The sequence below is a fragment of the Parasedimentitalea nitratireducens genome (assembly GCF_057444295.1).
In genome coordinates, this window is sequence record NZ_JBYAXC010000004.1 from 79,800 (window position 1) to 101,801 (window position 22,002).

The following is a 22,002-nucleotide window of genomic DNA, read 5'->3' on the forward strand; positions in this document are numbered from 1 at the left end:
CGTTTCGCGAGGTGTCGTCGCGGCAACCGTGGCTACATTGGCCAAAACACCAGGATCGCTGGGATGCTGACTGCCACAATCAAAACCTCTAGGGGCAGGCCAATCCGCCAGTAGTCACCAAACTGATAGCCGCCGGGCCCCAGGATCAGGGTGTTGTTCTTGTGCCCGATGGGGGTGAGGAAGGCCGCCGAGGCCGCAACTGCCACTGCCATCAGAAACGGATCGGCCGAGACCTGCAACGTATTGGCCATCTGGATACCGACCGGTGCTGCCACAATTGTGGTGGCGGTGTTGTTCAGCACATCTGACAGGGACATGGTCACCACCATCAGTACCGTCAAAATGGCCCAGGCGGGCAGGCCCTGGGTCAGCCCGATCAGGGCATCGGCAATTAGCGCAGTACCACCAGAACTTTCCAGCGCGGCGCCCAGTGGGATCATGGACCCCAGCAAAACCACCACCGGCCACTCAATGTGATCATAGATCTCGGCCACCGGCAGGATTTTGGTCAGCACATAGCCTATCACCACCAGACCCAACGCCACAGGCAGATACAGCAGTCCAACCGAGGCCGCCAATACGGCGGCAGCAAACATGGCAATGGCCAGCCAAGTCTTGTCATTGGCGGTAACAGCGAGGCCACGTTGGGCCAAGGGCAGGCAACCCAGCCATTCGGTGACATCTGTCGCTTGGTTGCGGGGGCAGAGCAGCAGCAGGATATCACCTGCCTCAATCTCGGTCTGGCGGATGTGGTGGGTGATCTGGCGACCTTGGCGCGACAGGCCCATCAGCACCGTGCTTTGCCGCCAGGCCAGCCCCATGGATTGGGCTGTGCGCCCGGTAATGCGGGCGGTTTCTGGCACCACAACCTCGACAATTTCCAGGCCTTCTCCTTCAGCGGTTAGCTTTTCCTGCCGGGCTTGATCGGAAAAATCCAGCGACAGCGCGGTGCGGAACTCGTCTAGTGCTTCGGGGGTTGCTTCAAGAACCAGCGCGTCTCCGGCCAGCAGGTGAGAGCCTGCGGCCCGGCCATACCGCCGCCGCCCCTCACGGATCAGGCCAAGAATGGCCACATCCGCCTTCTCGGCTTCATCGTCCAGCTCTCCCAGCCGTTGACCGATCAGGGTCGAGCCGTCTGGCACTGTCAGCTCGGCAATGTACTGCGCCAGTTGCGCCTCGGCAGATCCTGCGTCATCGCGGGACGGGATCAAACGCCAGCCAACCAGCGCAACAAAGGCTAGCCCAGCAATCGCAGCGATACCGCCCACCGGGGCAAAATCGAACATGTGAAACGGCTCACCAAAATTTTCGGCACGGATGGCGGCGATGATGATATTGGGAGGCGTGCCGATCAGCGTCACCATGCCGCCCAGGATGGTGGCAAATGACAGCGGCATCAGGCTAAGCCCCGGTGAGCGGCCCGCCTTGCGGGCGGTTTGGATGTCCACCGGCATCAGCAGGGCCAGCGCAGCAACGTTGTTCATAAACGCCGACAACACCGCGCCGATCCCACCCATCAGTGCGATGTGGCTGCCCAGCCCGCGCGAGGCATCCACAAGTGTGCGGGTGATCAGGAACACGGCGCCGGACCGGACCAAGCCAGCCGAGACAATCAGCACCAGTGCCACCACCAGAGTGGCCGGGTGGCCAAAGCCCGAAAAGGCATCTTTGGTTGGCACCACGCCCAGCACCACGCCAGCCATCAGCGCAGCAAAGGCCACAAGATCATAGCGATACCGCCCCCAGACCAGCAGAGCAAATACGGTGGCGAAGAGCGAAAATAATATGGTTTGATCTAATGTCATAGGGGCACTTTAGACGCTGGAGGGGCTGGAACAAGCACGGATCGCCCAGCAGTGCTTGAAAGCCATGCCCTGTCGGGGCTATATGTGCGCCAAACATGTAATCAGCATAGGGATGGACCATGGCAGGCCACTCAAAATGGGCAAACATCCAGCACCGTAAAGGTCGCCAGGACGCCGTTCGCTCGAAACTGTTCTCGAAACTCTCGAAAGAAATCACCGTAGCCGCCAAAATGGGCGACCCGGATCCTGAGAAAAACCCACGTCTGCGTATGGCTGTCAAAGAAGCCAAGTCGCAATCCGTGCCCAAGGATGTGATCGACCGCGCGATCAAGAAATCAGCCGCCGGTGAAGGCGACGATTACGAAGAAGTGCGCTATGAGGGCTATGGCCCGAACGGCGTTGCTGTCATCGTTGAGGCAATGACCGACAATCGCAACCGCACCGCATCTACCGTGCGTTCCACCTTCTCTAAGAACGGTGGCAATCTGGGCGAAACCGGCTCGGTTGGTTTCATGTTCGACCGCAAGGGCGAAGTGACCTATGGCGCTTCGGTGGGCGATGCGGATGCTGTTTTTGAAGCCGCTATCGAAGCGGGTGCCGAAGATGTGGAAAGCTCGGACGAGGGCCACACCATCTATTGCGAAGACACCGATCTGAACGAGGTGTCAAACGCGCTGGAAGCAGCTTTGGGCGAATCTGAAAGCACCAAGCTGGTGTGGAAGCCAACCACCACCACCGAGATGGATCTGGTTGCGATGGAAAAGCTGATGAAGCTGGTGGATGCATTGGAAGATGACGATGACATTCAGCGTGTCACCACCAACTTCGAGGCCTCGGACGAGGTGATGGAGCAGCTGTAAAAGCCGCTTCATGTAAATGATTTAAGGCCTGCCAATTGGCGGGCCTTTTTTATGCGCAAGTGAGTTGCCTTTAGGGGCTGTATGCGGGCTGCGAGGCGGAACCGTCAAATCTCAGATACTCGGGCGAGATCAGTGCACGGGCGACTGGATCTGATATGGACTCCCCCTGAAACACCGGCCTATTGAAATCAAAGCCCTTCAATAGCCGAAACAGCATGCGCCGCCGCAAAGCGACCTCTTCGTACTCTAGTCCGTCTAGCATTGTGTCGGGTCCCCACGTCTTCGCAAGACGTTAAGGTGCCAGACAAGTGCAAAGATTAGGTTTCAGAATTCATCTGCATGGTTCTAAAAATTTACGATATTTTATTGGGAAAAATGGCGCGTTTGGCTCGGCTCGACAGCTATTGCGTTAGCAATCCGGCCTCTAAGGCCTCTTGGCGGCTGGGGTGCCACAGTTCATTGCTGGGTTCATCAAACATCTTTGCCAAAAAGGCTTCACTCACGCCTTGGCCGCGGAAGAAACTGCGGTCTTTGTCCTGTTCCTTTTGCAGGTCAAGGTTTGGCAGGGCTGATCCAAATTCAAGCGCATAGCTGTGGAAGCCTAGTTGGGCGCCAGCAGCCAGCTGTCTGTCTTGTCCGGCGATGAACAATAGGGTGCAGGCTGAACTGCAGTCCTCGGTTGCAATGGTGTTCAGGCCTGTGTTGCGGATCAACTGGGCAAAGCCGCGTGCCTCATAGATGTGGCCACCGGCACCGGCTAAGCTGACCGCGACCAATTGGGGATTTGTGGCTAGCAAGGCCTGTGTCCGTTTGGTCAGGCCAAAGGTGATGGTACCGCTGAAGTGCAGGATCTGTTTGTCTTCGGACAGTGAAAGCTCATAGCTGGCGGCGTGTTCGCGGTCCATGCGGTCGGTGAACAGTTCCGGGTTGTCAGGCTGGCTGGCAAATAGAAATGCCCCCCACCACAGCGAGAGCGACGCAAAGCCGCCAACAAGGACCGCCAGATAGCCGCCCCAAACCGGGGCCATATTGCCGGTGCTGCGCAGATGATCATCAGCGCTGGCCTGAAATCGCAGGAACTGCCAGATGAATAGCGCAGCATCTGCCGCCAGCAGGGTGTAGAGCAGCGGGACCGGGGTTTTGAGTAAAGAGCCGAGGGCCGCCAATAGCGCCAACACCATAAGGCGTGGCAGAACAAGGTGCAGACAGAAGCTGCTAAATAGGGGGCGCACGGTTTGGGTGGTCATGCCGCAGCTTGGCGGATCTGGTGCTGTGGATCAAGCCTGCACCAATTGCCGTCGCCCCGAGGCCAGTACCGCACGGGTGACTTCGGCCAGCGCCGGGGCCATGACCCGGCTGACTTGCCAGGTGAGCGGCACGGATAGCTCGGTTTTTGGTAGCAGCGGCACCAGTTCACCACTCTGCAACAAGGGGGCAACCAGATGCAGCGGGTTCATACCCCAGCCCATCCCAGCCAGCGCCGCATCCACAAAGGCATGGGTAGAGGGGATAAAATGCGCAGGCGGCGACAGGTTGGGCGCGACATTGAGATCCAGCCACCGACGTTGCAGAGCGTCCTTGGCATTGAAGACCAGACAGGGGGCTTGCCTAGCGGTGTTTGGTGTCACACCATCTGGGAAGTAGCGCGCCACGTAGGCCGGACTGGCGCAGGCGACATATTGAAAGGCTCCCAAGGTGTGGGCATCGCAGCCGGTGACAGGCCGGTCATGGGCGGTGATCGCCGCTGAAACCTCGCCGCGTTTCAACCAATTGGCGCTGTGGTCCTGATCGTCGATCACCAAATCGAACATGACGCCGTCCACCGCCGCCATCGCCTCGACAAACCAAGTGGCCAGACTGTCGGCGTTCACCGCCACCTTGAGCCGCGCAGTGCTGCCCGATGTGTCCAGCGACAGGGTTCGGGTCAGTTGCGCCTCAAGCAGGCCAATGTCCTCGGCATGTTTGGCAATACGGACCCCGGCCTCAGTCCCGGTACAGGGCGGGCCGCGCCGTATCAGTGTGGTGCCGGTTTGGTCCTCTAGTGCCTTGACCCGTTGCGATATGGCCGAAGGTGTCACCGACAGCGCCGCTGCGGCCCCCTCAAAACTGCCAAGGCGCAGAACCTGTGACAGGGCCTCTAGCTGATTGGGGTGAAAGTGCATTAGCAAAACTTAATCTGGGTTATGATCTTTAATTGGATTACGCTGATGCAGCGGTGTAGTCAAACCTCAACACGAAAAGAGGACCAGACATGCCGCCTAGTTTATTCGCCGGATTTGCCCTTGGCTTTAGCCTGATCATGGCCATCGGCTCACAAAATGCCTTTGTTCTGCGGCAGGGGCTGCGGCGGCAACATGTGTTCTGGATCTGTCTGACCTGCGCCACGTCGGACGCGATACTGATTACAGCGGGTGTGATGGGGTTTGGCGCGCTGATCTCGGCCAATGAATGGGTGTTGACCCTGGTGCTTTATGCCGGAGCAGCGTTCTTGTTTGTCTATGGTGCGATGAACTTCAAGGCGGCTTTTACAGGGGGCGGCAAGCTGGAGGATAAGGGGCGCACAGCAGGCAGCCTGGTAGCGGCCTTTACAACCTGTTTGCTGCTGACCTGGGCCAATCCGCATGTCTATTTGGATACGGTGATCCTGCTGGGCGGGATTTCGGCGCAATATGATCCGTCTTGGGCCTTTGGTCTTGGCGCGGCCATCGCAAGTTTTACATTTTTCTTCAGCCTCGGCTTTGGCGCGCAACTGTTGCAACCGTTGTTCACCAGCCCACGGGCCTGGCAGGCTCTGGACGGTTTGGTTGGCTTGACTATGTGGGCTATCGCGCTCAGTTTGTTGTTGAAAGTTTGATTGAGACGGGGCTGAGAATGCTAAAGAAATTACTGGCAACTATCGCCGCGATGACCCTTCCTGCAAGTGTTTGGGCAGATTGCACACCGTTTGAATCCGATGCGTCGATTGCGGAGAACCAATGGCTGGTCATCTGGCAGGATGACGAACCATATGCGGTGAGCAAAACGCACACCTCTGCAAAACTGCCTCTGTTCATGCACTCGCCGTCCAAGCCGCAGTTGCTGCATTTTGATCTACCCGTCGCAGGCAAGCCAAACGTGGCGAGGCTGGTCTATTACGCGGGCTCGCCTGGCACCTCGGTCTTGGTGCCGATTGTAGAGCAAGTGGTTTTTGATCTTGCCAATGGTGGCAAAGAGATCCTGCGCGGCATCTATAGTGAAGACTGCGAGCGCGTGGAGTGGAGCTGGAGCAAGGACATGATTGCGGTGGATGACCCTATTATGGGGTATCAGGAAGCCAAGCTTCCGTGAGCCTGCGCACATGAGATGTGATTGCGTGATGGGTTTGTGCATCAGCTAAAAGCTCATATCTTCTTGGTAGCAAAGCAAGGAGACCATCATGAGCTGGAACCCAAGCCTGGAACCGCAATGCCCGGATGCGGGCAATCTGGATGATATCGAGACGGTGATTATCCCACGCGCCCGCGATCTTGGCGGGTTTGAAGTGCGCCGCGCCCTGCCAGCGCCACGCAGACAAATGGTGGGGCCCTTTATCTTCTTTGATCAGGCGGGCCCGGCTGAATTTCTGACCGGGCAGGGGATTGATGTGCGACCGCACCCCCATATCGGGCTGGGCACTGTGACCTATCTATACGACGGCGAGTTTGAGCATCGCGACAGTCTGGGCACCCATCAGATGATCTATCCGGGTGAGGTGAACTGGATGGTGGCGGGCCAAGGTGTGACCCATTCCGAGCGTACTTCGGCGGCAACCCGGCGCGGTGAAAGCAAACTGTTTGGCATCCAGACCTGGATTGCGCTGCCCGACAGCCACGAGGACACACCGGCCAGCTTTGAACATCACGGCAAAGGAGCGCTGCCGCTGCTGGAAGGTGAAGGCAAAGAGGTGCGGCTGATCTTGGGCACGGCTTGGGGAGAGACAGCGCCTGCGACGATGTATTCGGAAACCTTCTATGCAGATGTGGTCTTACAGCCCGGCGCCAAGCTGCCGCTCCCTGATGATCACGAGGATCGCGGACTGTATATCACCCAGGGTTCGGTAGAAATTGCAGGGGACACCTTTGAAGCCGGTCGGATGATGGTGTTTCGCCCCGGTGATGCGATCACGGTGACGGCAGGACCACAGGGTGCGCGTTTGATGGCGCTGGGCGGTGAGACGATGAATGGGCCGCGCCATATCTGGTGGAACTTCGTTGCCTCCTCCAAGGAGAAGATCGAAGAGGCCAAAGCGGCCTGGGCTGCTGGAGACTGGGAGCAGGGGCGGTTTCAACTGCCGCCGGGTGACGATCAGGAGTTTATTCCACTGCCCTGAGCAAAAGGCTTTGCAGGGTAAAACAGCACCGCCGCCCACCCCTGTTCCGCCCTGCAAAGCCGGGTGGTGCGTGGTTTCGAAAATGATTGCCATGTGAAGGGTTGTCACGTCGGCTGTTTGGGTGTTGGGTCCGGATATGACACAGAATCCCCAATATCAGCCTGTGATGGGCGTTGTCTGGATGCTGCTGACGGGGTTGTGCTTTGTCGCGGTGACGGCCTTGGTGAAATATCTCGGTACCCGTATTCCGCCCGCTGAATCCGCCTTTTTGCGCTATCTGCTGGGGCTGGTTTTTCTGGTGCCGATGCTGGGCGCGGTGCGCCGCACCAATCTGACACCTAAACTGTGGGGGCTGTTTGCCGGTCGCGGCTTGGTGCACTCATTGGGTGTGATCTTGTGGTTTTACGCGATGACCCAGATCCCGTTGGCCGAGGTCACGGCGATGAATTACCTGTCACCGGTCTATGTGACGCTGGGTGCAGCCCTGTTTCTGGGCGAACGTCTGGCCCTGCGCCGGGTTGGTGCGATTGTGGCGGCTTTGATCGGCGCGCTGATCATCCTGCGGCCTGGATTTCGCGAAGTCTCACCGGGGCACATCGCCATGTTGTTTACTGCCATGGCCTTTGGTGCGTCATATCTGCTGGCCAAATTCACCGTGGATGGCACCAACCCCACGGTGGTGGTGGCGATGTTGTCGATCTGGGTGACGGTTGGGCTGACGCCTTTTGCCATTGCGGTCTGGGTGACGCCGACACTGGGTGAGGTTGCGATCCTGTTTGGCGTGGCCTGTTTTGCCACAGCGGGGCATTATGCGATGACGCTGGCCTTTGCTGCAGCCCCGATGACGGTGACCCAACCGGTGACGTTTCTGCAACTGGTCTGGGCTACGGCGCTGGGCGCACTGGTTTTTGCCGAGCCGGTGGATATCTGGGTTGTTTGTGGAGGCGGGCTAATTTTGGCGGCGGTGAGTTTTATAACCTGGCGCGAAGCTGTGCTGAAACGCCGTGCCATCACACCACCGGATATGGCGACCAAAGTTTAGAACCTGTTGAACAGGGCTTGAAACACTAAGGGCAGTGCCGGCCGAGGTGGGGGCAAAGCACCCGCCGTGGGGGCGGGCGGGTGCTGCCCGGCGTTCCGCCGGACGAAACAGTTCTAGGAAACGAACCAAGTCAAGATAACACCAGGTCCACAACCCGGTGCGCCGCCGTTCGTGCAATTCGTGGATCCAACGGGCGCTCAGACAAGGCGGCCTGCAACCAGGCCCCGTCCATATAGCTTTGCAGGGCTTGGCGCGCGGTTTCGATTTCTTCGGCAGGCAGTAGGCGACGCAATTCAGCGCGGAAATGGCTGCGTACGCGCGCGCGGTTCAGGTGGTGCAGACGGGCGAGATGCTTGGAGTAGGGCGCATTGGCCCAGAATTGCATCCAGATGCTGCATTGCTCGACCGTGAACAGCTGATCCGAAAAATTGGCATCCATCACCGCATAAAGACGCTCGGTTGGAGTTTCGGCCCGGCCATAGCCGTTGATCATTGCGGCCTGCAGTTTACGCAAAAGATGGCGCATGGTGGCTTCCATCAGGCCTTCTTTGGAGCCAAAATAATAATTGATTGAGGCCGCCGAAGCCCCGGCCACCTGGGCAATATCTGCCATGGTTACAGCGCCATAGCCGTGTTTATGCACGGCGATGATGGTGGCCTCAATCAGCTCTTCATTACGAATATCACGAATACGTTTTCTGCTCATGCCGCATGATTGCCGAGCTGGCCCGGGGTTGCAACTCTTGTTGTTTGGAACAAGAAAAACTTGTATAGCCATTTAAAAAACGGTTTTAGTAGTCAATAAGCGCTTCGAAGCGGGCATGATGGGCTGTCTGCGATTAGGCTGAGCGCGGCTGGAGAGACAAGATGAACGCGGATTATGTGGTTGTTGGGGCCGGTTCGGCTGGCTGTGCGCTGGCCTATCGGCTGAGCGAGGCTGGTCATCAGGTGCAGGTGATCGAGCACGGCGGCAGTGATGTCGGGCCGTTTATCCAAATGCCGGCGGCCCTGAGCTACCCGATGAATATGGGGATGTACGACTGGGGATACAAAACACTGCCCGAGCCACATCTGGGTGGGCGGCAACTGGTGACGCCGCGCGGCAAGGTGGTTGGCGGATCGTCTTCTATCAACGGCATGGTTTATGTGCGTGGTCACGCGGGCGACTATGACCACTGGGCCAAAAGCGGCGCGCAGGGCTGGAGCTATGCCGATGTACTGCCCTATTTCAAACGGATGGAAACCTGGCACGACGGCGGCCACGGGGGCGATTCTGACTGGCGCGGCGGCGACGGCCCGCTGCATGTGTCGCGTGGTCCGCGTAACAATCCGCTGCACAACGCCTTTGTCGAGGCTGGGCGTCAGGCCGGGTATCCGGTGACGGATGACTACAACGGTCACCAGCAAGAGGGTTTTGGCCCGATGGAGCAGACGGTCTACAAGGGCCGTCGTTGGTCTGCGGCCAATGCCTATTTGAAGCCCGCACTTAAACGGGAAAACTGCTCGCTGACCCGTGCCTTTGTGCGCCGCGTGGTGATCGAGGAAGGCCGTGCTGTTGGGGTTGAGGTTGAGAAGGGCGGTAAGATTGAGGTGATCCGTGCCAACCGCGAGGTCATTATCTCTGCCAGCTCGCTGAACTCGCCCAAGATCCTGATGCTTTCTGGTATTGGACCTGCGAAACATCTGGCGGAACATGGGATTGATGTAGTCGCAGACCGTCCCGGCGTGGGGCAGAACCTGCAAGATCATCTGGAACTTTATCTGCAAATGGCCTGTTCCCAGCCAATCACCCTGTTCAAACACTGGAACCTGTTCAGCAAGGCGATGATCGGGGCGCAGTGGCTGTTCACCAAGACCGGTCTTGGTGCGTCAAACCAATTTGAATCGGCTGCCTTTATCCGCTCGCAGGCGGGGGTGGATTACCCGGATATCCAATATCACTTCCTGCCAATGGCTGTGCGTTATGATGGCAAGGCCGCAGCCGAGGGGCACGGGTTCCAGGCGCATGTAGGGCCGATGCGCTCGCCCTCGCGCGGCGAGGTGACGCTGGCCAGCAGTGACCCCAAGGATGCGCCGAACATCCTGTTTAACTACATGTCGCACGAACAAGACTGGCAGGACTTCCGCCGCTGCATCCGCCTGACCCGCGAGATCTTTGAGCAGGATGCCTTCAAGCCATTTGTGAAAAGCGAGATCCAACCGGGTGTTGATATGCAAAGCGATGATGAGCTGGACAGTTTCATTCGCGAACATGTCGAAAGTGCGTTCCATCCCTGTGGCACCTGTAAGATGGGCGCAGCAGATGACAAGACCTCGGTGGTCGATCCCGAATGCCGTGTCATCGGGGTGGAGGGGCTGCGGGTTGCCGACAGCTCGATCTTCCCGCGCGTGACCAATGGCAACCTGAATGGGCCGTCGATCATGACTGGGGAAAAGGCTGCGGATCATATTTTGGGGCGCCAGTTGCCTGCCTCTAATGCCGAGCCGTGGTTCCACCCTGAATGGCAGGAAATGCAGCGGTGATTTGATCCCGGTCAAAGTGTCCGAGTCGTAGCTGAACTAGCCTGTGTTCGACCCAAGAAATAAGGAGCGAACACATGGCAAATACCCCGCATGAATTGGCCGAGGAATTCCCGGATAAGGTTGGTGAAATCAGCACGCTGAAGCAATCGGATGCGCATTTTGCCAAGCTGGCGGATGAGTATCACGAGGTGAACCGTGCGGTACACCGGGCTGAGACAAATGTGGAGCCGGTTGCAGATCTGGCCGAAGTGGACCTGCGCAAAACGCGGGCTGCTCTAAAGGATGAGATCTGGGGTATTTTGTCTAAGGCTTAGATAGGGACAACATGGGCTGTGGCGCATCGCGGCACGGCCCGCGCCAGACCTGGAAGGAGCTTTGCACCTCCCCAAGGTCAGGCACGTGCCTTGGCCGAACAGAAAATCGTCCGCGTTAACTCACTTCATAAGGCAAAACGCCACGTGTATTGGTGTTGATGGTCAGCCGCCGTTCCAGCGGTGGAACCGATCGTTGATGGCAATGCTGGCGTTCGCAAATGCGACAGGAAATCCCAATCGGTTCATAAGCGCTCTCGTTATCTACCCCCATGTTGTCGGCATAGACAATCGAATCCGCATGGCGCACCTCGCAGCCCAGAGCAATGGCGTAGCGCTGCACGGGGGAGCCAAAAGAGCCGCCGGGTTTTGAGACATCCCGCGCCAGTGAGATATAGCGCACGCCGTCTGGGGTTTCGGCCAGCTGGCGCAGAAATCGGCCTGGGGTTTCAAAGGCGCGGTGGACATTCCACAGCGGGCAGGCGCCACCAAAGCGGGCAAATTGCAGCCGCGTGGCCGAGTGGCGCTTGGTAATTGTCCCGGCCTGATCCACCCGCACAAAGAAAAACGGAATACCCTTGGCGCCGGGGCGTTGCAGTGTCGACAAACGGTGTGCGACCTGTTCGATCGAGGCGCCAAACCGGGTCGATAGCAGCTCCAGATCGTGGCGACACTCCTGTGCAGCGGCCAGAAACGCGCCATAGGGCATTAGGGCCGCTCCAGCGAAGTAATTCGCCAGGCCGATCTTGGCGATCGATCGGGCCTCGTCGCTGTTGAAGCGGGCAAAATCCAGCGTGGCCTCCAGGAGCTTGTTCTGGCGCAACAGAGCCACCTGCAGCAACAGTTGAAACACCTGCGTTTGCGGCACGGAGCGGTTTGACAGGTGCAAGGTGCGGCTGTCGCTGTCATAGTGGCGCAAGCTGTCCAGGTTGCTTTCCTGAACGGTGATGCCGGCGGCCTTGAGTGCTGAAATTGCAGCCTTGCGGCCATCGCCGACATTGGCGAACTTCTCAGCCGCGCGATCCACCGCATCAATGTAGTTGTCGCAATAGTGAAAAAAGTCACGCACCTCTTCCCAGGGGCTGGCCTGAATGCGTGAATCCTCGCGCCCCAAGGCCTCGTCGAGCGAGGCCAGACGTTCGTGGGTTTGGCGGTAGGCACGGTGCAGCTCGAGAAAGGCGCGGGCGAGCGCTGGGGCGTTTGACGCGGTTAGGCGCAGATCTGCCAGCGGCGGGGCATCATCGGCAAAGACCGGATCGGCCAAAGCCTCGCGCATGTCGCTGACCAGGCGTTCACTGTCGCCGGTGCTCAGCTCGGTGACATCCAGACCAAATTCCTGCGCCAGTGCCAGTACCACCGTGGTGCTGACGGGGCGATTGTTGTTCTCCATCTGGTTCAGATAGGGCAGCGACACGCCAAGTTTTGCGGCAAAGTCCTTTTGCGTCAGCGCCAGCCGGGTGCGCATCTCGCGCAGCTTGGCACCGGCATAGAGTTTTTGAGGGGCCATAAAGCTGCCTTTGCAAATCCGAGTTGTGCGAACTGTAGAATTGCAAAGTCGACGCCGCAAGGGGCAGGGCGTCGCACCCTTTGCGCGTTATTGCAGGGCCAACTTCTTCTCGCGTGAAATGACCAGCATGATTGAGGTGATGCCAAGGACCGCAGTGACAAGCATGATCACCAGCAGTGGCGTGGCAGTTGAACCTGCGCCCAGCACCCAGCCGGCAAAGGCGCTGAGTGCGGCGCCAAGGCCCAGCATCAGTGCGCCACTCAATCCCGAAGCCGTGCCGGCCAGATGTGGACGGACCGACAGGGCACCAGCGGTTGAGTTGGGAATTGCCATGCCGTTTCCAACGCCGACAAACGTCATAAAGCCAAAGAAGGTGTAGACGTTATCCAGACCAGCAAAGGCCAGTGCCAGCGATAGGGCAACGCCAATCCCATTAATCCAGCAGCCCCAGAACACCATGCGGTTGATGCCAATCCGCATCGAATATCGGCCAGACAGGAAGTTGCCTGCGAAATAGCCAATTGCTGGAGCCGAGAAGTAAAGGCCGAGTTGTGCGGTGCTCAAGCCATAAATCTCGGTGCCGACAAAAGGTGCGCCGCCAAGGTAGGCAAAGAACGAACCTGATGACAGCCCCGAGGCCAGTGAGTAGCCCCAAAAGCGAGGGGAGCGCAGAAGTTCCGGGTATTCGCGAAACTGCGCCACCAGTGTCTTGCCGCTTTTGTGGGCGGTTTCGCCAAAATCAAAATAGGTAAAGGCCAGGATCAGCAGGCCCATACCAAACAGCAGCCAGAAGTTGGCGGTCCAGCCAAAGGCCTGATCCAACGCGCCACCAATAGCGGGGCCAATCATCGGCACCACGGCCATACCCATGGTGACATAGCCAATCATGCTGGCCGCCTGGTCTGCATCATACAGATCGCGCACAGCGGCACGGCTGAGCACCATGGCGACGGCAACAACGGCCTGGGCCATGCGAAAGAGCAGGAAGATCTCGGCCGTTGGTGCCATAATGCAGCCCAGCGTTGCCAGAAGGAAAAACACGATCCCGGCCAGGATCACCGGCCGGCGCCCCACTTTGTCGGAAATCGGCCCGACAATGATCTGTACCACTGCATTCACAGCCAGATACAGTGCAACAGATAGCTGCATCAGGCGATAGTCAGCCTCAAAATACACCGCCATACCGGGCAGCGATGGCAGGAACACATTCATCCCTAGAGCAGATATGCCTGCTAGCAGGATCAGGGTTGAGATATGAGGTGGGCTGTTGCGTTTGAAAAAACGGCGCGATGAACTCTGCATGTGGTCTGGCTTAGGTCAGATGGGCACTCTTGTCCATTGCTCGGCACAAGAAAATCTAAGTACACCTATTAGCATATTTGCAGTTTGCGACGCTGCCTCTGTATTGAATTTGCAAATTTGCGAAAATTGCCTTGGGTCCGCCCGTTGCGCAAGATAAGGTCGCGCCAAATCAATAGGGGATATGGGCCATGAAAGATATTCTTGCTGAGTTGGAGAGCCGCCGTCAGGAAGCGCGATTGGGGGGCGGTCAGCGCCGTATCGACGCGCAACATGGTCGCGGCAAGCTGACAGCTCGCGAGCGTATCGAGTTGCTGTTGGACGAAGACAGTTTTGAAGAGTTTGACATGTTTGTCGCCCACCGCTGCACCGACTTCGGTATGGAAGAGCAGCGCCCAGCCGGTGACGGGGTTGTCACCGGTTGGGGCACCATCAATGGTCGCATGATCTATGTGTACTCTCAGGACTTCACCGTTTTTGGTGGATCGCTGTCGGAAACCCACGCGCAAAAGATCTGCAAGATCATGGATATGGCGATGCAGAACGGCGCGCCTGTCATCGGCATCAATGATTCCGGAGGGGCGCGTATCCAAGAGGGCGTTGCCTCGCTGGCTGGCTATGCCGAGGTGTTCCAGCGCAACGTGATGGCCTCGGGCGTGGTGCCGCAGATTTCGGTCATCATGGGGCCATGTGCCGGTGGCGCCGTGTACTCGCCAGCGATGACCGACTTTATTTTTATGGTCAAAGACACCTCATACATGTTTGTCACTGGCCCGGACGTGGTGAAAACCGTGACCAATGAGACGGTAACAGCCGAGGAACTGGGGGGCGCATCAACGCACACCAAGAAATCCAGCGTTGCCGATGGTGCCTTTGAAAACGATGTTGAGGCGCTGGCCGAAGTGCGCCGCTTGGTCGACTTCCTGCCGTTGAACAACAAAGAAAAGCCGCCCGTGCGCCCGTTCTTTGATGAGCCGGGCCGGATCGAAGCCAGCCTCGATACTCTGATCCCTGACAATCCCAACTCGCCCTATGACATGAAGGAGCTGATCCACAAGGTCGCGGACGAGGGGGATTTTTATGAAATCCAGGAAGACTTTGCCAAGAACATCCTAACCGGCTTTATCCGTCTTGAGGGGCAGACCGTGGGTGTGGTGGCCAACCAGCCAACTGTTCTGGCAGGCTGTCTGGACATCGACAGCTCGCGCAAGGCGGCACGGTTTGTGCGCTTCTGCGACTGTTTTGAAATTCCGATCCTGACCCTGGTCGATGTGCCCGGATTTCTGCCCGGTACATCCCAGGAATATGGCGGCGTTATCAAACACGGCGCCAAGCTGCTGTTTGCCTATGGCGAAGCCACGGTGCCCAAGGTCACTGTGATCACCCGCAAAGCATACGGTGGGGCCTATGACGTGATGTCGTCCAAACACCTGCGCGGCGATTTCAACTATGCTTGGCCCACGGCCGAGATCGCAGTGATGGGGGCCAAAGGCGCAACCGAGATCATCCACCGCGCGGATCTGGGCGATGCCGACAAGATCGCGCAGCATACGGCCGATTACGAAGACCGCTTTGCCAATCCGTTTGTCGCGGCCGAGCGAGGGTTTATTGATGAGGTGATCCAGCCCCATTCCACCCGCCGCCGTGTCAGCCGCGCCTTTGCCTCGTTGAGGGGTAAGTCGCTGAAGAACCCGTGGAAAAAGCACGATAATATTCCGTTGTAGGAGGCGTTCTGATGGTAGATGTCGTTTACGTTCTAACCAATCAAGCAATGCCGGGTTTGGTCAAAGTCGGGCTTACTTCGTCCAGCGTGGAGCGCCGGATGAAGGAGCTTGACACCACAGGGCTTCCTTTACCTTTTGAGTGTTTTTCAGCTTGGGAAGTGGAAAATGCTCTTGTCGCAGAGAAGGCCCTGCACGTTGCCTTTGGTGACCATCGAGTGAGAGAACGTAGAGAGTTTTTTCGAATTTCTCCTGATAAGCCCACAGCTATTCTCAAAGCCTTTGGTCTCAGAGATGTTACGCCTAGAGAAGACGTTATCGACGATCAAGACGATGCACGAGCGTTGGAACGTGCGCGCGCACGGCGTCCAAGATTCACGTTTGACATGGTGCCAATCGTTGAAGGCTCTCAATTGCACTCAGTCTTTGACGATGACACTACCTGTGTCGTCGGCCCTGCTAACAGCGTGATTTTCCGTGGCGAACAAATGAGTTTGAGCCAAAGCGCGATGATTGTTGCCCGAGAGACAGGGCGAAATTGGAAAACGCTTGCAGGCCCGGACTATTGGAAGTTTGAGGACGAAACTTTGACCAATCTGAGAAACGCTGAGGAATCAGCGGGATGATGCAGGTTTGGAAAGATCAGACGTTTGGGACCTCCCATGCGGGCTTTAGCAACCCCCTCGATCTCATATGGAAGTCGCTCAATCCAAACTCACTAATTGACATGTGCAGTAAATTCACATCATGATCCGCCGCAGCCGACATAGAACAGCGCGCGCCACTGGCGCAGCGCCAGCAGCCCTACCCGGAGGAGCCCACTTGTTTGGGGGGTGGGGCTGCGGATGTCTGGCCCTTTTGCTCAGTCTGACAGCCCCCGCGATGGCGGATGAACCCTTTCCTGTGCCCTCGGGCCAGGATGTCACTCTGACCGAGGTGCTGCTGGACGAAGCCCCGGGTGAGCTGTGGGCTCGGTTCCGCTTTATTGCGCCTGCGATCACCCGTGAAACCGGCAGTGTCAGCTATGATCTGGCCGGACCGGATATGGATCACTTGTGTGACGAACTGGCAATGCCCTATCTGGCCAGCCACCAGATTGCCCCTGTGCGCGTTGTGATCTCACTGATGGATCGACATGTGAGCTTTGGCGATCTTGACCCGGATGCCACCCAGTTTTTTGAGAGCTACACCCCTGACGGCAGTCGCTGTCTCTGGGAGGAGTTCTGATGTCTCCTCAATATCTTGCCAAACTTGGCTTATCTAGGCGGAATGTTGCGGCTTTGCGGCCACATGCCCCGCTGATGCCGCGATTTGGATGTAATCTGGCTGAAATACACGTTAACATGGCACCGAGCTGCAATTTCGCAACTCGTCATATGAGGTCGGAACCACTGGCAATCCAATGCCAGGTTGGTTTCTATATTTCAAACAGGAGACAGAAATGTCCAAGAGCATCAAACTATTCGCTATGGTTGGCCTGCTGGCCGCCGTCGCTGCCTGTGGGCAGCAAGAAGAAGAATTTGTCATTGTCGAACCCGAGCCCATCTCGGAAGAGCCAGTATACACCGGCAAATACAAGTAATACCAATTGGGGCCCGGCCCTGCGGTCGGTCCCCATATCTCCGCGCAGCGCCGGGCGAAAGGCGCTATCATGCTAAAACATCGCGGATTCCCCGGCCGACTGCCGGGCACAGATTTCCAATTCACAATTCGACGGCCAAACCCCAAAGGGGTCACTTCAATATCGCGACGCGAGCGGTACCATGACCGGCGCCCGGCTGATCGCCGTGCCGATGCCGGATTTATCAAGGCATTGTGGGAACAGTTCGGCGATCAGCCTTTTGAGCGTGGTAACCTAGACGCCGGCCGCATCAGCTGGCTGTTTGAGCGCGAAGTTCTGCCTGCCGAAGATCCATTTGATCCGGAAAGCTATGACGCACTGCTGGTGCTTGACCTGCGGGCGGCTGCGCTGTCGTTTCCGGACGTCTTTGGGGAGTGATTGGCCAGATGTTGCAGATGCGGTTTAATAACCACCCAGAGATGGCCCTGAAGATGGCGGTTTCTTGCGCGTGTGGCAATGTTAAGCCGACCTGCGATGTTGTGCGGCCATCATTGGCGAAAGGTTGCCAGCGTAAGTCTCTGTTTGGGCGTCATTTTGCGCATAATATTCAAGCTGCCCTGATGGTCTTGAATACCCAGTGCTGGCAAGCTTTGACCACCGTCAAAGCAATGTCTCAGCATAAGGGAAGACAGCAATGCGGGCAGTTAATATCACGATCACACTTGGCTTTTGCGCAGGTTTGGCCGCCTGTGGCAGCACCACAGGTGAACAGGTTGCATACGGCGCAGGGGCAGGGGCACTTGGCTCGATCCTACTTGATGGCAACCCGGTCACGGGTGCGGCCGTTGGCGTGGCGACCAACCTTATCTACTGCAAAGAAAAACCCCGTAACTGCTAGTTGGGTTAGCTGGCCTTTTGGGCTGGCTGTTCAGCCCGCAATTACCGCCTTGAACACATCGCAATCACCGCACCCGGCACCTGACCGGGATGCGGTGTTTTGCGTTCCGACATCCAGAAGACAAAGGACTGCCCATGTTTAACAAGATCCTGATCGCCAACCGCGGCGAGATTGCCTGCCGCGTTATCAAGTCCGCGCGCAAGATGGGTATCCAGACCGTCGCCATCTATTCGGATGCCGACCGCAACGCGCTACATGTGGAAATGGCAGACGAGGCCGTGCATATCGGCCCGCCACCCGCCAATCAGTCTTATATTGTCATCGACAAGGTCATGGATGCGATCCGCCAGACCGGCGCACAGGCGGTGCATCCCGGCTATGGTTTCCTGTCGGAAAACTCCAAATTCGCCAGTGCCCTGGCGGCCGAGGGCGTCGCCTTTGTAGGCCCGCCAGTGGGTGCGATTGAAAAGATGGGGGATAAGATCACCTCCAAAAAGATCGCTCAGGACGCTGGCGTGTCTACGGTTCCGGGCCACATGGGCCTGATCGAGGACGCTGACGAGGCAGTGAAAATCTCGAACGAAATCGGTTATCCGGTGATGCTCAAAGCTTCAGCCGGTGGCGGTGGCAAAGGTATGCGGATTGCCTGGAACGATGACGAGGCCCGCGAAGGCTATCAATCTTCCAAAAACGAAGCCGCCAATTCCTTTGGGGATGACAGGATTTTCATTGAAAAGTTCGTCACCCAACCGCGCCATATCGAAATTCAGGTTCTGTGTGACAGCCACGGCAACGGCATCTATCTGGGCGAGCGCGAATGCTCGATCCAGCGCCGTCAGCAAAAAGTTGTGGAAGAGGCGCCAAGTCCGTTCTTGGACGAAGCCACCCGCAAGGCGATGGGAGAACAGGCCGTCGCGCTAGCACAAGCGGTGGACTATGCCTCGGCTGGGACCGTGGAGTTCATCGTCGATGGCGACAAAAACTTCTATTTCTTGGAAATGAACACCCGCCTGCAGGTGGAACACCCGGTGACCGAGCTAATCACTGGTGTGGATCTGGTCGAACAGATGATCCGAGTTGCCAATGGCGAAGAACTGACCATCAAGCAGGAAGACGTAAAGCTGAACGGCTGGGCGATTGAAAACCGCCTGTACGCCGAAGACCCGTATCGTGGTTTCCTGCCCTCAATCGGGCGTCTGACCCGGTATCGCCCTCCATTCGAGGTGGTCGAGGAGAGCCACGTGGTACGCAACGACACTGGCGTTTATGAGGGCGGCGAGATTTCGATGTATTATGACCCGATGATTGCCAAGCTCTGCACATGGGCGCCAACCCGAGGGGAGGCCATTGAGCACATGCGCAATGCGCTGGACGGGTTCGAGGTCGAGGGCATTGGCCACAATCTGCCATTTCTGTCAGCAGTGATGGATCACCCGATCTTTATCGCGGGTGAAATGACCACTGCCTTTATCGAAGAGCAATACCCAGACGGCTTTGATGGTGTTGAGTTGCCGGAAAAGGCTCTGCGCCGCATTGCAGCGGCCTGTGCAGCCATGCACCGCGTTGCTGAAATTCGCCGTACCCGCGTGTCGGGGCGCATGGACAACCACGAGCGCCGGGTTGGTGTTGAATGGGTCGTGTCCTTGCAAGGTGAAGACTATGCGATGACTATTGATGCAGATCGTGACGGGTCGACTATTGTCTTCGCCGACGGCATCGAAAAACGCGTCACCAGCAGTTGGAGCCCCGGCGACCAACTGGCCGAGTTGGATGTGGACGGCGAGAAGCTGGTGCTGAAGGTTGGCAAAATCTCCGGTGGTTTCCGCATCCGGTCCCGCGGGGCAGATATGAAAGTGCATGTACGCACCCCGCGTCAGGCAGAACTGGCCAAGCTGATGCCTGAAAAGGTTGCGCCGGATACATCCAAACTGCTGCTCTGCCCAATGCCCGGCCTAATCGTCAATGTGGCTGTGCAGGTGGGCGACGAAGTGCAAGAGGGCCAGGCCCTGTGCACCGTTGAGGCGATGAAAATGGAAAACATCCTGCGTGCCGAGAAAAAGGGCGTGGTGTCCAAAATCAACGCCGCCGCGGGCGATAGCCTGGCGGTGGATGATGTGATCATGGAGTTCGAGTGAGCCTCTGGCGCTTCATAGTTGCACTCTGTGCTGCGGTCCCCGCCTTTGTGGGCGGGGTCTATTTGGCCGGGCGGGCGTGGAAGTTTGTTGTGGGTCAGCTGCCAACGTCCGTAGAGAAAATTTCTATTTTGATCTTCGTGGGTGGTTTTTTGTTTGCTTGGCTGGCGCTCTGGTTGGTTACTAAAAAACGCCCCAGTTTTGGTTTGTTTTTCGTGGGCGGAGCCATTTGGACTTTGGTTCTCTACATCATGGAAAAGTCCAATCTAATTTCGATACTGGAAACAGATCATTGGACCAGCTTGCTCCCTGTAATGCTGATCCTCTCAGCCTTTGCTGTGTTTTGGCTATCTGCGGTTGTCTACCGAACCCAGATTCGCCATGCAGTGAAGGTTTCGCTGGCATCTGGCGCAATTGTCCTGATGGGGGCCGGATCAATCGCAGCCAAAACCTATGCCTTTTATCATCCTCCGCTTCCCCGGCCTGATTGGAAAATACCCACCGGAGTACCCGACCATCTGTCTGTTACCTTGGCGAGCCTGAACGAACGGGCAGACCGGGTTCGAACGCCTTGCAGCTACCGATTTGGCTTCTATCCTCTGACCAAGATCAGCGGACAGCCTGACCTATTGTTTCTTGATGTGAGTGATCATGGAGAGGATCATATCAAATGGGCGGTTGATATAGCGGTTCTGACAACGAGCGGGGACTGGATCTGTAAGTCCACCCTTGGAGAAGAACTGACACTTGGGGGAGCTGATCAGGGATTCGACCCGCACGCAGTTTACGTCAGGACATCGGTCGAGGCATCTATGCCGGGTGCTGTTGGGACTTTACAGTTTGTGGCGTGTCCTACTGAAACCATCTGTTCTCTAAATGCGCAGACGTCTCAATGACTAGGGCGCAACCATACCTCCGGCTCGCAAAGGCACTATTGGCGGGGCTGCTCCTGACAGCTCTGACCGCTTGCGCCATGGACAAAGAGAGTGAGGTGCGCGCGCGTCTTGCTGATTGGGTGAACCTCGGTGATACCGCTTATTTCAAATCCTCGATGAGCTGTACCGCAGCCGTTTTTGAGGTTGAAGAGCTTCGCGTTAAGTCGCTGATTTCCAAAGCGCGTTCTATTGCTACCGGTATGGTCCTGTTGGATGACGGCAAGCCCGTTGCGTTTGACGTTAAGGGGCTTTCGCCCAATGCGGTGTCCGAACAAATCATGTCCAAGGACCTGCCGCAGGGATTGGGTGTGCTGTCCTCAGGTGTGGCGGGTAAAGATTGCATGAGTGACGAGATCAAGGAGGCCTACCTGCGGGCGCTACTCGATCCCAATTCGGTGCTGATGTTTGACCCCAACGGTAATGTGATGGCGGTGCTGGATCGGGCCAACGAACAACTCTTCTTTTCCCGGGGGACGGTGTGATGGCTCAGCTGCCGCGCCGTTCCTCGATCTCGCGTATCCGCGAGGGGAATTTATCGATGGTGCGGGTCAGCTCGCGCACCGTCCATGGGCTTGGCTTGCGTAATTTAACACCGCCATCCTTGCCCACCAGAACCAGCATGAACCCGCGTGGCCGCAGCTTTTGGCGCAGCGCGGAATTGGCGCTGGGATCAGTGTCGACCAGAACCACCACATCGCGTTCAAACAGCGCCTCGACCCCTTGCGACAGGCGGTCGATCTGCTCATGGAAACGCGGGTCATCCGGGCTGTCGGCAAAGACAACAATGGGCCGGTTTTTCCACAAAAACTCGCTCAGATCGCTGTCAGTTCCAGGCTGTATAAATGCTGGGATAACCGGATTGGCGGTTTCCTGTGCAGTAAGGGGTGCTGGGATTAATGTCGCCAGAACAAGGGCTAGGAATGGTTTCATTATGTCTCCTGTCCCGATGAATATATGCACCTCAGCGGAAATTGCGATGGGAGAATCGCCACTTAGCAGCAAAAAAACATTCAACGTTAATCGGTTTGAGAGGGTCTGTAGGTAATGATCTTGCAGTTTT

General features: G+C 57.3%; 24 protein-coding genes. 16 read left to right on the plus strand and 8 right to left on the minus strand.

The window, feature by feature from the left end; genetic code table 11:
* Positions 1-32: 32 nt before the first annotated feature.
* On the minus strand, positions 33-1,805 hold the full coding sequence (locus tag AC2T28_RS13965) for an SLC13 family permease (protein WP_486748868.1): 1,773 nt from the start codon (positions 1,803-1,805) through the stop codon (positions 33-35).
* A gap of 119 nt (positions 1,806-1,924) precedes the next feature.
* Between AC2T28_RS13965 and AC2T28_RS13970 the strand changes: the two genes are divergently transcribed.
* The gene (locus AC2T28_RS13970) at positions 1,925-2,665 is read left to right on the plus strand and encodes a YebC/PmpR family DNA-binding transcriptional regulator (protein ID WP_486748867.1); all 741 of its coding nucleotides are present in this window, start codon (positions 1,925-1,927) and stop codon (positions 2,663-2,665) included.
* A 70-nt stretch (positions 2,666-2,735) separates the two neighbouring features.
* On the opposite strand, the gene AC2T28_RS13975 is transcribed toward AC2T28_RS13970, so the two are convergent.
* The 3 genes from AC2T28_RS13975 to AC2T28_RS13985 all read right to left on the minus strand — a co-directional run bounded on the left by AC2T28_RS13975 (position 2,736) and on the right by AC2T28_RS13985 (position 4,827).
* The gene (locus AC2T28_RS13975; protein WP_486748866.1) at positions 2,736-2,927 is read right to left on the minus strand and encodes a peptidyl-tRNA hydrolase; all 192 of its coding nucleotides are present in this window, start codon (positions 2,925-2,927) and stop codon (positions 2,736-2,738) included.
* Between the two features lie 139 nt (positions 2,928-3,066).
* Positions 3,067-3,912, minus strand: coding sequence for a COG3904 family protein (locus AC2T28_RS13980; protein ID WP_486748865.1), 846 nt, complete (start codon positions 3,910-3,912; stop codon positions 3,067-3,069).
* A gap of 30 nt (positions 3,913-3,942) precedes the next feature.
* A complete protein-coding gene (locus AC2T28_RS13985) occupies positions 3,943-4,827 on the minus strand; it encodes a LysR family transcriptional regulator ArgP (protein WP_486748864.1) in 885 nt (294 codons plus the stop codon).
* Positions 4,828-4,916: 89 nt separating this feature from the next.
* Here AC2T28_RS13985 and AC2T28_RS13990 point away from each other — a divergent pair, with 89 nt between their 5' ends.
* The 4 genes from AC2T28_RS13990 (at position 4,917) to AC2T28_RS14005 (ending at position 8,055) form a co-directional block, all read left to right on the plus strand.
* Positions 4,917-5,519 (plus strand): LysE/ArgO family amino acid transporter, encoded by a 603-nt coding sequence (locus tag AC2T28_RS13990; protein WP_486748863.1) that lies wholly within the window; start codon positions 4,917-4,919, stop codon positions 5,517-5,519.
* Positions 5,520-5,536: 17 nt separating this feature from the next.
* Positions 5,537-5,992: a hypothetical protein gene (locus AC2T28_RS13995; protein WP_486748862.1), complete on the plus strand. Its 456-nt coding sequence runs from the start codon at positions 5,537-5,539 to the stop codon at positions 5,990-5,992.
* Between the two features lie 88 nt (positions 5,993-6,080).
* Positions 6,081-7,013 carry a pirin family protein gene (locus tag AC2T28_RS14000; RefSeq protein WP_486748861.1) on the plus strand — a complete coding sequence of 311 codons (933 nt, stop codon included), beginning with the start codon at positions 6,081-6,083 and terminating at the stop codon, positions 7,011-7,013.
* 136 nt (positions 7,014-7,149) lie between these two features.
* On the plus strand, positions 7,150-8,055 hold the full coding sequence (locus AC2T28_RS14005; protein ID WP_486748860.1) for a DMT family transporter: 906 nt from the start codon (positions 7,150-7,152) through the stop codon (positions 8,053-8,055).
* Positions 8,056-8,185: 130 nt separating this feature from the next.
* On the opposite strand, the gene betI is transcribed toward AC2T28_RS14005, so the two are convergent.
* Positions 8,186-8,761 (minus strand): choline-binding transcriptional repressor BetI, encoded by a 576-nt coding sequence (gene betI / locus AC2T28_RS14010; RefSeq protein WP_486748859.1) that lies wholly within the window; start codon positions 8,759-8,761, stop codon positions 8,186-8,188.
* A gap of 161 nt (positions 8,762-8,922) precedes the next feature.
* On the opposite strand from betI, the gene betA reads away from it, so the two are divergent.
* A complete protein-coding gene (gene betA / locus AC2T28_RS14015; protein ID WP_486748858.1) occupies positions 8,923-10,578 on the plus strand; it encodes a choline dehydrogenase in 1,656 nt (551 codons plus the stop codon).
* A gap of 74 nt (positions 10,579-10,652) precedes the next feature.
* Complete coding sequence (locus AC2T28_RS14020) at positions 10,653-10,892, plus strand: HP1242/YdcH family protein (protein WP_486748857.1); 240 nt, start codon at positions 10,653-10,655, stop codon at positions 10,890-10,892.
* Between the two features lie 115 nt (positions 10,893-11,007).
* Here AC2T28_RS14020 and AC2T28_RS14025 read toward each other — a convergent pair whose 3' ends face one another.
* The gene (locus tag AC2T28_RS14025) at positions 11,008-12,396 is read right to left on the minus strand and encodes a helix-turn-helix domain-containing protein (RefSeq protein ID WP_486748856.1); all 1,389 of its coding nucleotides are present in this window, start codon (positions 12,394-12,396) and stop codon (positions 11,008-11,010) included.
* Between the two features lie 87 nt (positions 12,397-12,483).
* Entirely contained in the window at positions 12,484-13,698 is a 1,215-nt protein-coding gene (locus tag AC2T28_RS14030; protein ID WP_486748855.1) for a multidrug effflux MFS transporter, read from the minus strand.
* Between the two features lie 188 nt (positions 13,699-13,886).
* Here AC2T28_RS14030 and AC2T28_RS14035 point away from each other — a divergent pair, with 188 nt between their 5' ends.
* The 9 genes from AC2T28_RS14035 to AC2T28_RS14075 all read left to right on the plus strand — a co-directional run bounded on the left by AC2T28_RS14035 (position 13,887) and on the right by AC2T28_RS14075 (position 21,424).
* Positions 13,887-15,419, plus strand: coding sequence for an acyl-CoA carboxylase subunit beta (locus AC2T28_RS14035; RefSeq protein ID WP_486748854.1), 1,533 nt, complete (start codon positions 13,887-13,889; stop codon positions 15,417-15,419).
* 11 nt (positions 15,420-15,430) lie between these two features.
* Positions 15,431-16,042: a GIY-YIG nuclease family protein gene (locus tag AC2T28_RS14040; RefSeq protein WP_486748853.1), complete on the plus strand. Its 612-nt coding sequence runs from the start codon at positions 15,431-15,433 to the stop codon at positions 16,040-16,042.
* Positions 16,043-16,163: 121 nt separating this feature from the next.
* Positions 16,164-16,643, plus strand: coding sequence for a DUF6497 family protein (locus AC2T28_RS14045; protein ID WP_486748852.1), 480 nt, complete (start codon positions 16,164-16,166; stop codon positions 16,641-16,643).
* 214 nt (positions 16,644-16,857) lie between these two features.
* A complete protein-coding gene (locus AC2T28_RS14050; protein WP_486748851.1) occupies positions 16,858-16,998 on the plus strand; it encodes a hypothetical protein in 141 nt (46 codons plus the stop codon).
* A 69-nt stretch (positions 16,999-17,067) separates the two neighbouring features.
* Complete coding sequence (locus AC2T28_RS14055; RefSeq protein WP_486748850.1) at positions 17,068-17,415, plus strand: hypothetical protein; 348 nt, start codon at positions 17,068-17,070, stop codon at positions 17,413-17,415.
* A 256-nt stretch (positions 17,416-17,671) separates the two neighbouring features.
* Positions 17,672-17,875: a hypothetical protein gene (locus tag AC2T28_RS14060; protein ID WP_486748849.1), complete on the plus strand. Its 204-nt coding sequence runs from the start codon at positions 17,672-17,674 to the stop codon at positions 17,873-17,875.
* A gap of 134 nt (positions 17,876-18,009) precedes the next feature.
* The gene (locus AC2T28_RS14065) at positions 18,010-20,010 is read left to right on the plus strand and encodes an acetyl-CoA carboxylase biotin carboxylase subunit (RefSeq protein ID WP_486748848.1); all 2,001 of its coding nucleotides are present in this window, start codon (positions 18,010-18,012) and stop codon (positions 20,008-20,010) included.
* Between the two features lie 311 nt (positions 20,011-20,321).
* Positions 20,322-20,903: a hypothetical protein gene (locus AC2T28_RS14070; protein WP_486748847.1), complete on the plus strand. Its 582-nt coding sequence runs from the start codon at positions 20,322-20,324 to the stop codon at positions 20,901-20,903.
* A 77-nt stretch (positions 20,904-20,980) separates the two neighbouring features.
* Positions 20,981-21,424: a hypothetical protein gene (locus tag AC2T28_RS14075; protein ID WP_486748846.1), complete on the plus strand. Its 444-nt coding sequence runs from the start codon at positions 20,981-20,983 to the stop codon at positions 21,422-21,424.
* 4 nt (positions 21,425-21,428) lie between these two features.
* Here AC2T28_RS14075 and AC2T28_RS14080 read toward each other — a convergent pair whose 3' ends face one another.
* On the minus strand, positions 21,429-21,872 hold the full coding sequence (locus AC2T28_RS14080; protein ID WP_486748845.1) for a DUF4174 domain-containing protein: 444 nt from the start codon (positions 21,870-21,872) through the stop codon (positions 21,429-21,431).
* Positions 21,873-22,002 lie beyond the last annotated feature (130 nt).

Excerpts from the sequence above, each read along its gene's own strand:
- AC2T28_RS13990 (WP_486748863.1), top strand. The coding sequence starts at position 4,917 with ATGCCGCCTAGTTTATTCGCCGGATTTGCCCTTGGCTTTAGCCTGATC.
- AC2T28_RS13980 (WP_486748865.1), bottom strand. The coding sequence starts at position 3,912 with ATGACCACCCAAACCGTGCGCCCCCTATTTAGCAGCTTCTGTCTGCAC.
- AC2T28_RS13985 (WP_486748864.1), bottom strand. The coding sequence starts at position 4,827 with ATGCACTTTCACCCCAATCAGCTAGAGGCCCTGTCACAGGTTCTGCGC.
- betI (WP_486748859.1), bottom strand. The coding sequence starts at position 8,761 with ATGAGCAGAAAACGTATTCGTGATATTCGTAATGAAGAGCTGATTGAG.
- AC2T28_RS14065 (WP_486748848.1), top strand. The coding sequence starts at position 18,010 with ATGTTTAACAAGATCCTGATCGCCAACCGCGGCGAGATTGCCTGCCGC.
- AC2T28_RS14070 (WP_486748847.1), top strand. The coding sequence starts at position 20,322 with ATGCTGATCCTCTCAGCCTTTGCTGTGTTTTGGCTATCTGCGGTTGTC.
- AC2T28_RS14045 (WP_486748852.1), top strand. The coding sequence starts at position 16,164 with ATGATCCGCCGCAGCCGACATAGAACAGCGCGCGCCACTGGCGCAGCG.
- AC2T28_RS13975 (WP_486748866.1), bottom strand. The coding sequence starts at position 2,927 with ATGCTAGACGGACTAGAGTACGAAGAGGTCGCTTTGCGGCGGCGCATG.
- AC2T28_RS14080 (WP_486748845.1), bottom strand. The coding sequence starts at position 21,872 with ATGAAACCATTCCTAGCCCTTGTTCTGGCGACATTAATCCCAGCACCC.
- AC2T28_RS13965 (WP_486748868.1), bottom strand. The coding sequence starts at position 1,805 with ATGACATTAGATCAAACCATATTATTTTCGCTCTTCGCCACCGTATTT.
- AC2T28_RS14055 (WP_486748850.1), top strand. The coding sequence starts at position 17,068 with ATGCTAAAACATCGCGGATTCCCCGGCCGACTGCCGGGCACAGATTTC.
- AC2T28_RS14050 (WP_486748851.1), top strand. The coding sequence starts at position 16,858 with ATGTCCAAGAGCATCAAACTATTCGCTATGGTTGGCCTGCTGGCCGCC.
- AC2T28_RS14030 (WP_486748855.1), bottom strand. The coding sequence starts at position 13,698 with ATGCAGAGTTCATCGCGCCGTTTTTTCAAACGCAACAGCCCACCTCAT.
- AC2T28_RS13970 (WP_486748867.1), top strand. The coding sequence starts at position 1,925 with ATGGCAGGCCACTCAAAATGGGCAAACATCCAGCACCGTAAAGGTCGC.
- betA (WP_486748858.1), top strand. The coding sequence starts at position 8,923 with ATGAACGCGGATTATGTGGTTGTTGGGGCCGGTTCGGCTGGCTGTGCG.
- AC2T28_RS14025 (WP_486748856.1), bottom strand. The coding sequence starts at position 12,396 with ATGGCCCCTCAAAAACTCTATGCCGGTGCCAAGCTGCGCGAGATGCGC.
- AC2T28_RS14060 (WP_486748849.1), top strand. The coding sequence starts at position 17,672 with ATGCGGGCAGTTAATATCACGATCACACTTGGCTTTTGCGCAGGTTTG.
- AC2T28_RS14005 (WP_486748860.1), top strand. The coding sequence starts at position 7,150 with ATGACACAGAATCCCCAATATCAGCCTGTGATGGGCGTTGTCTGGATG.
- AC2T28_RS14075 (WP_486748846.1), top strand. The coding sequence starts at position 20,981 with ATGGACAAAGAGAGTGAGGTGCGCGCGCGTCTTGCTGATTGGGTGAAC.
- AC2T28_RS14000 (WP_486748861.1), top strand. The coding sequence starts at position 6,081 with ATGAGCTGGAACCCAAGCCTGGAACCGCAATGCCCGGATGCGGGCAAT.
- AC2T28_RS14040 (WP_486748853.1), top strand. The coding sequence starts at position 15,431 with ATGGTAGATGTCGTTTACGTTCTAACCAATCAAGCAATGCCGGGTTTG.
- AC2T28_RS13995 (WP_486748862.1), top strand. The coding sequence starts at position 5,537 with ATGCTAAAGAAATTACTGGCAACTATCGCCGCGATGACCCTTCCTGCA.
- AC2T28_RS14020 (WP_486748857.1), top strand. The coding sequence starts at position 10,653 with ATGGCAAATACCCCGCATGAATTGGCCGAGGAATTCCCGGATAAGGTT.
- AC2T28_RS14035 (WP_486748854.1), top strand. The coding sequence starts at position 13,887 with ATGAAAGATATTCTTGCTGAGTTGGAGAGCCGCCGTCAGGAAGCGCGA.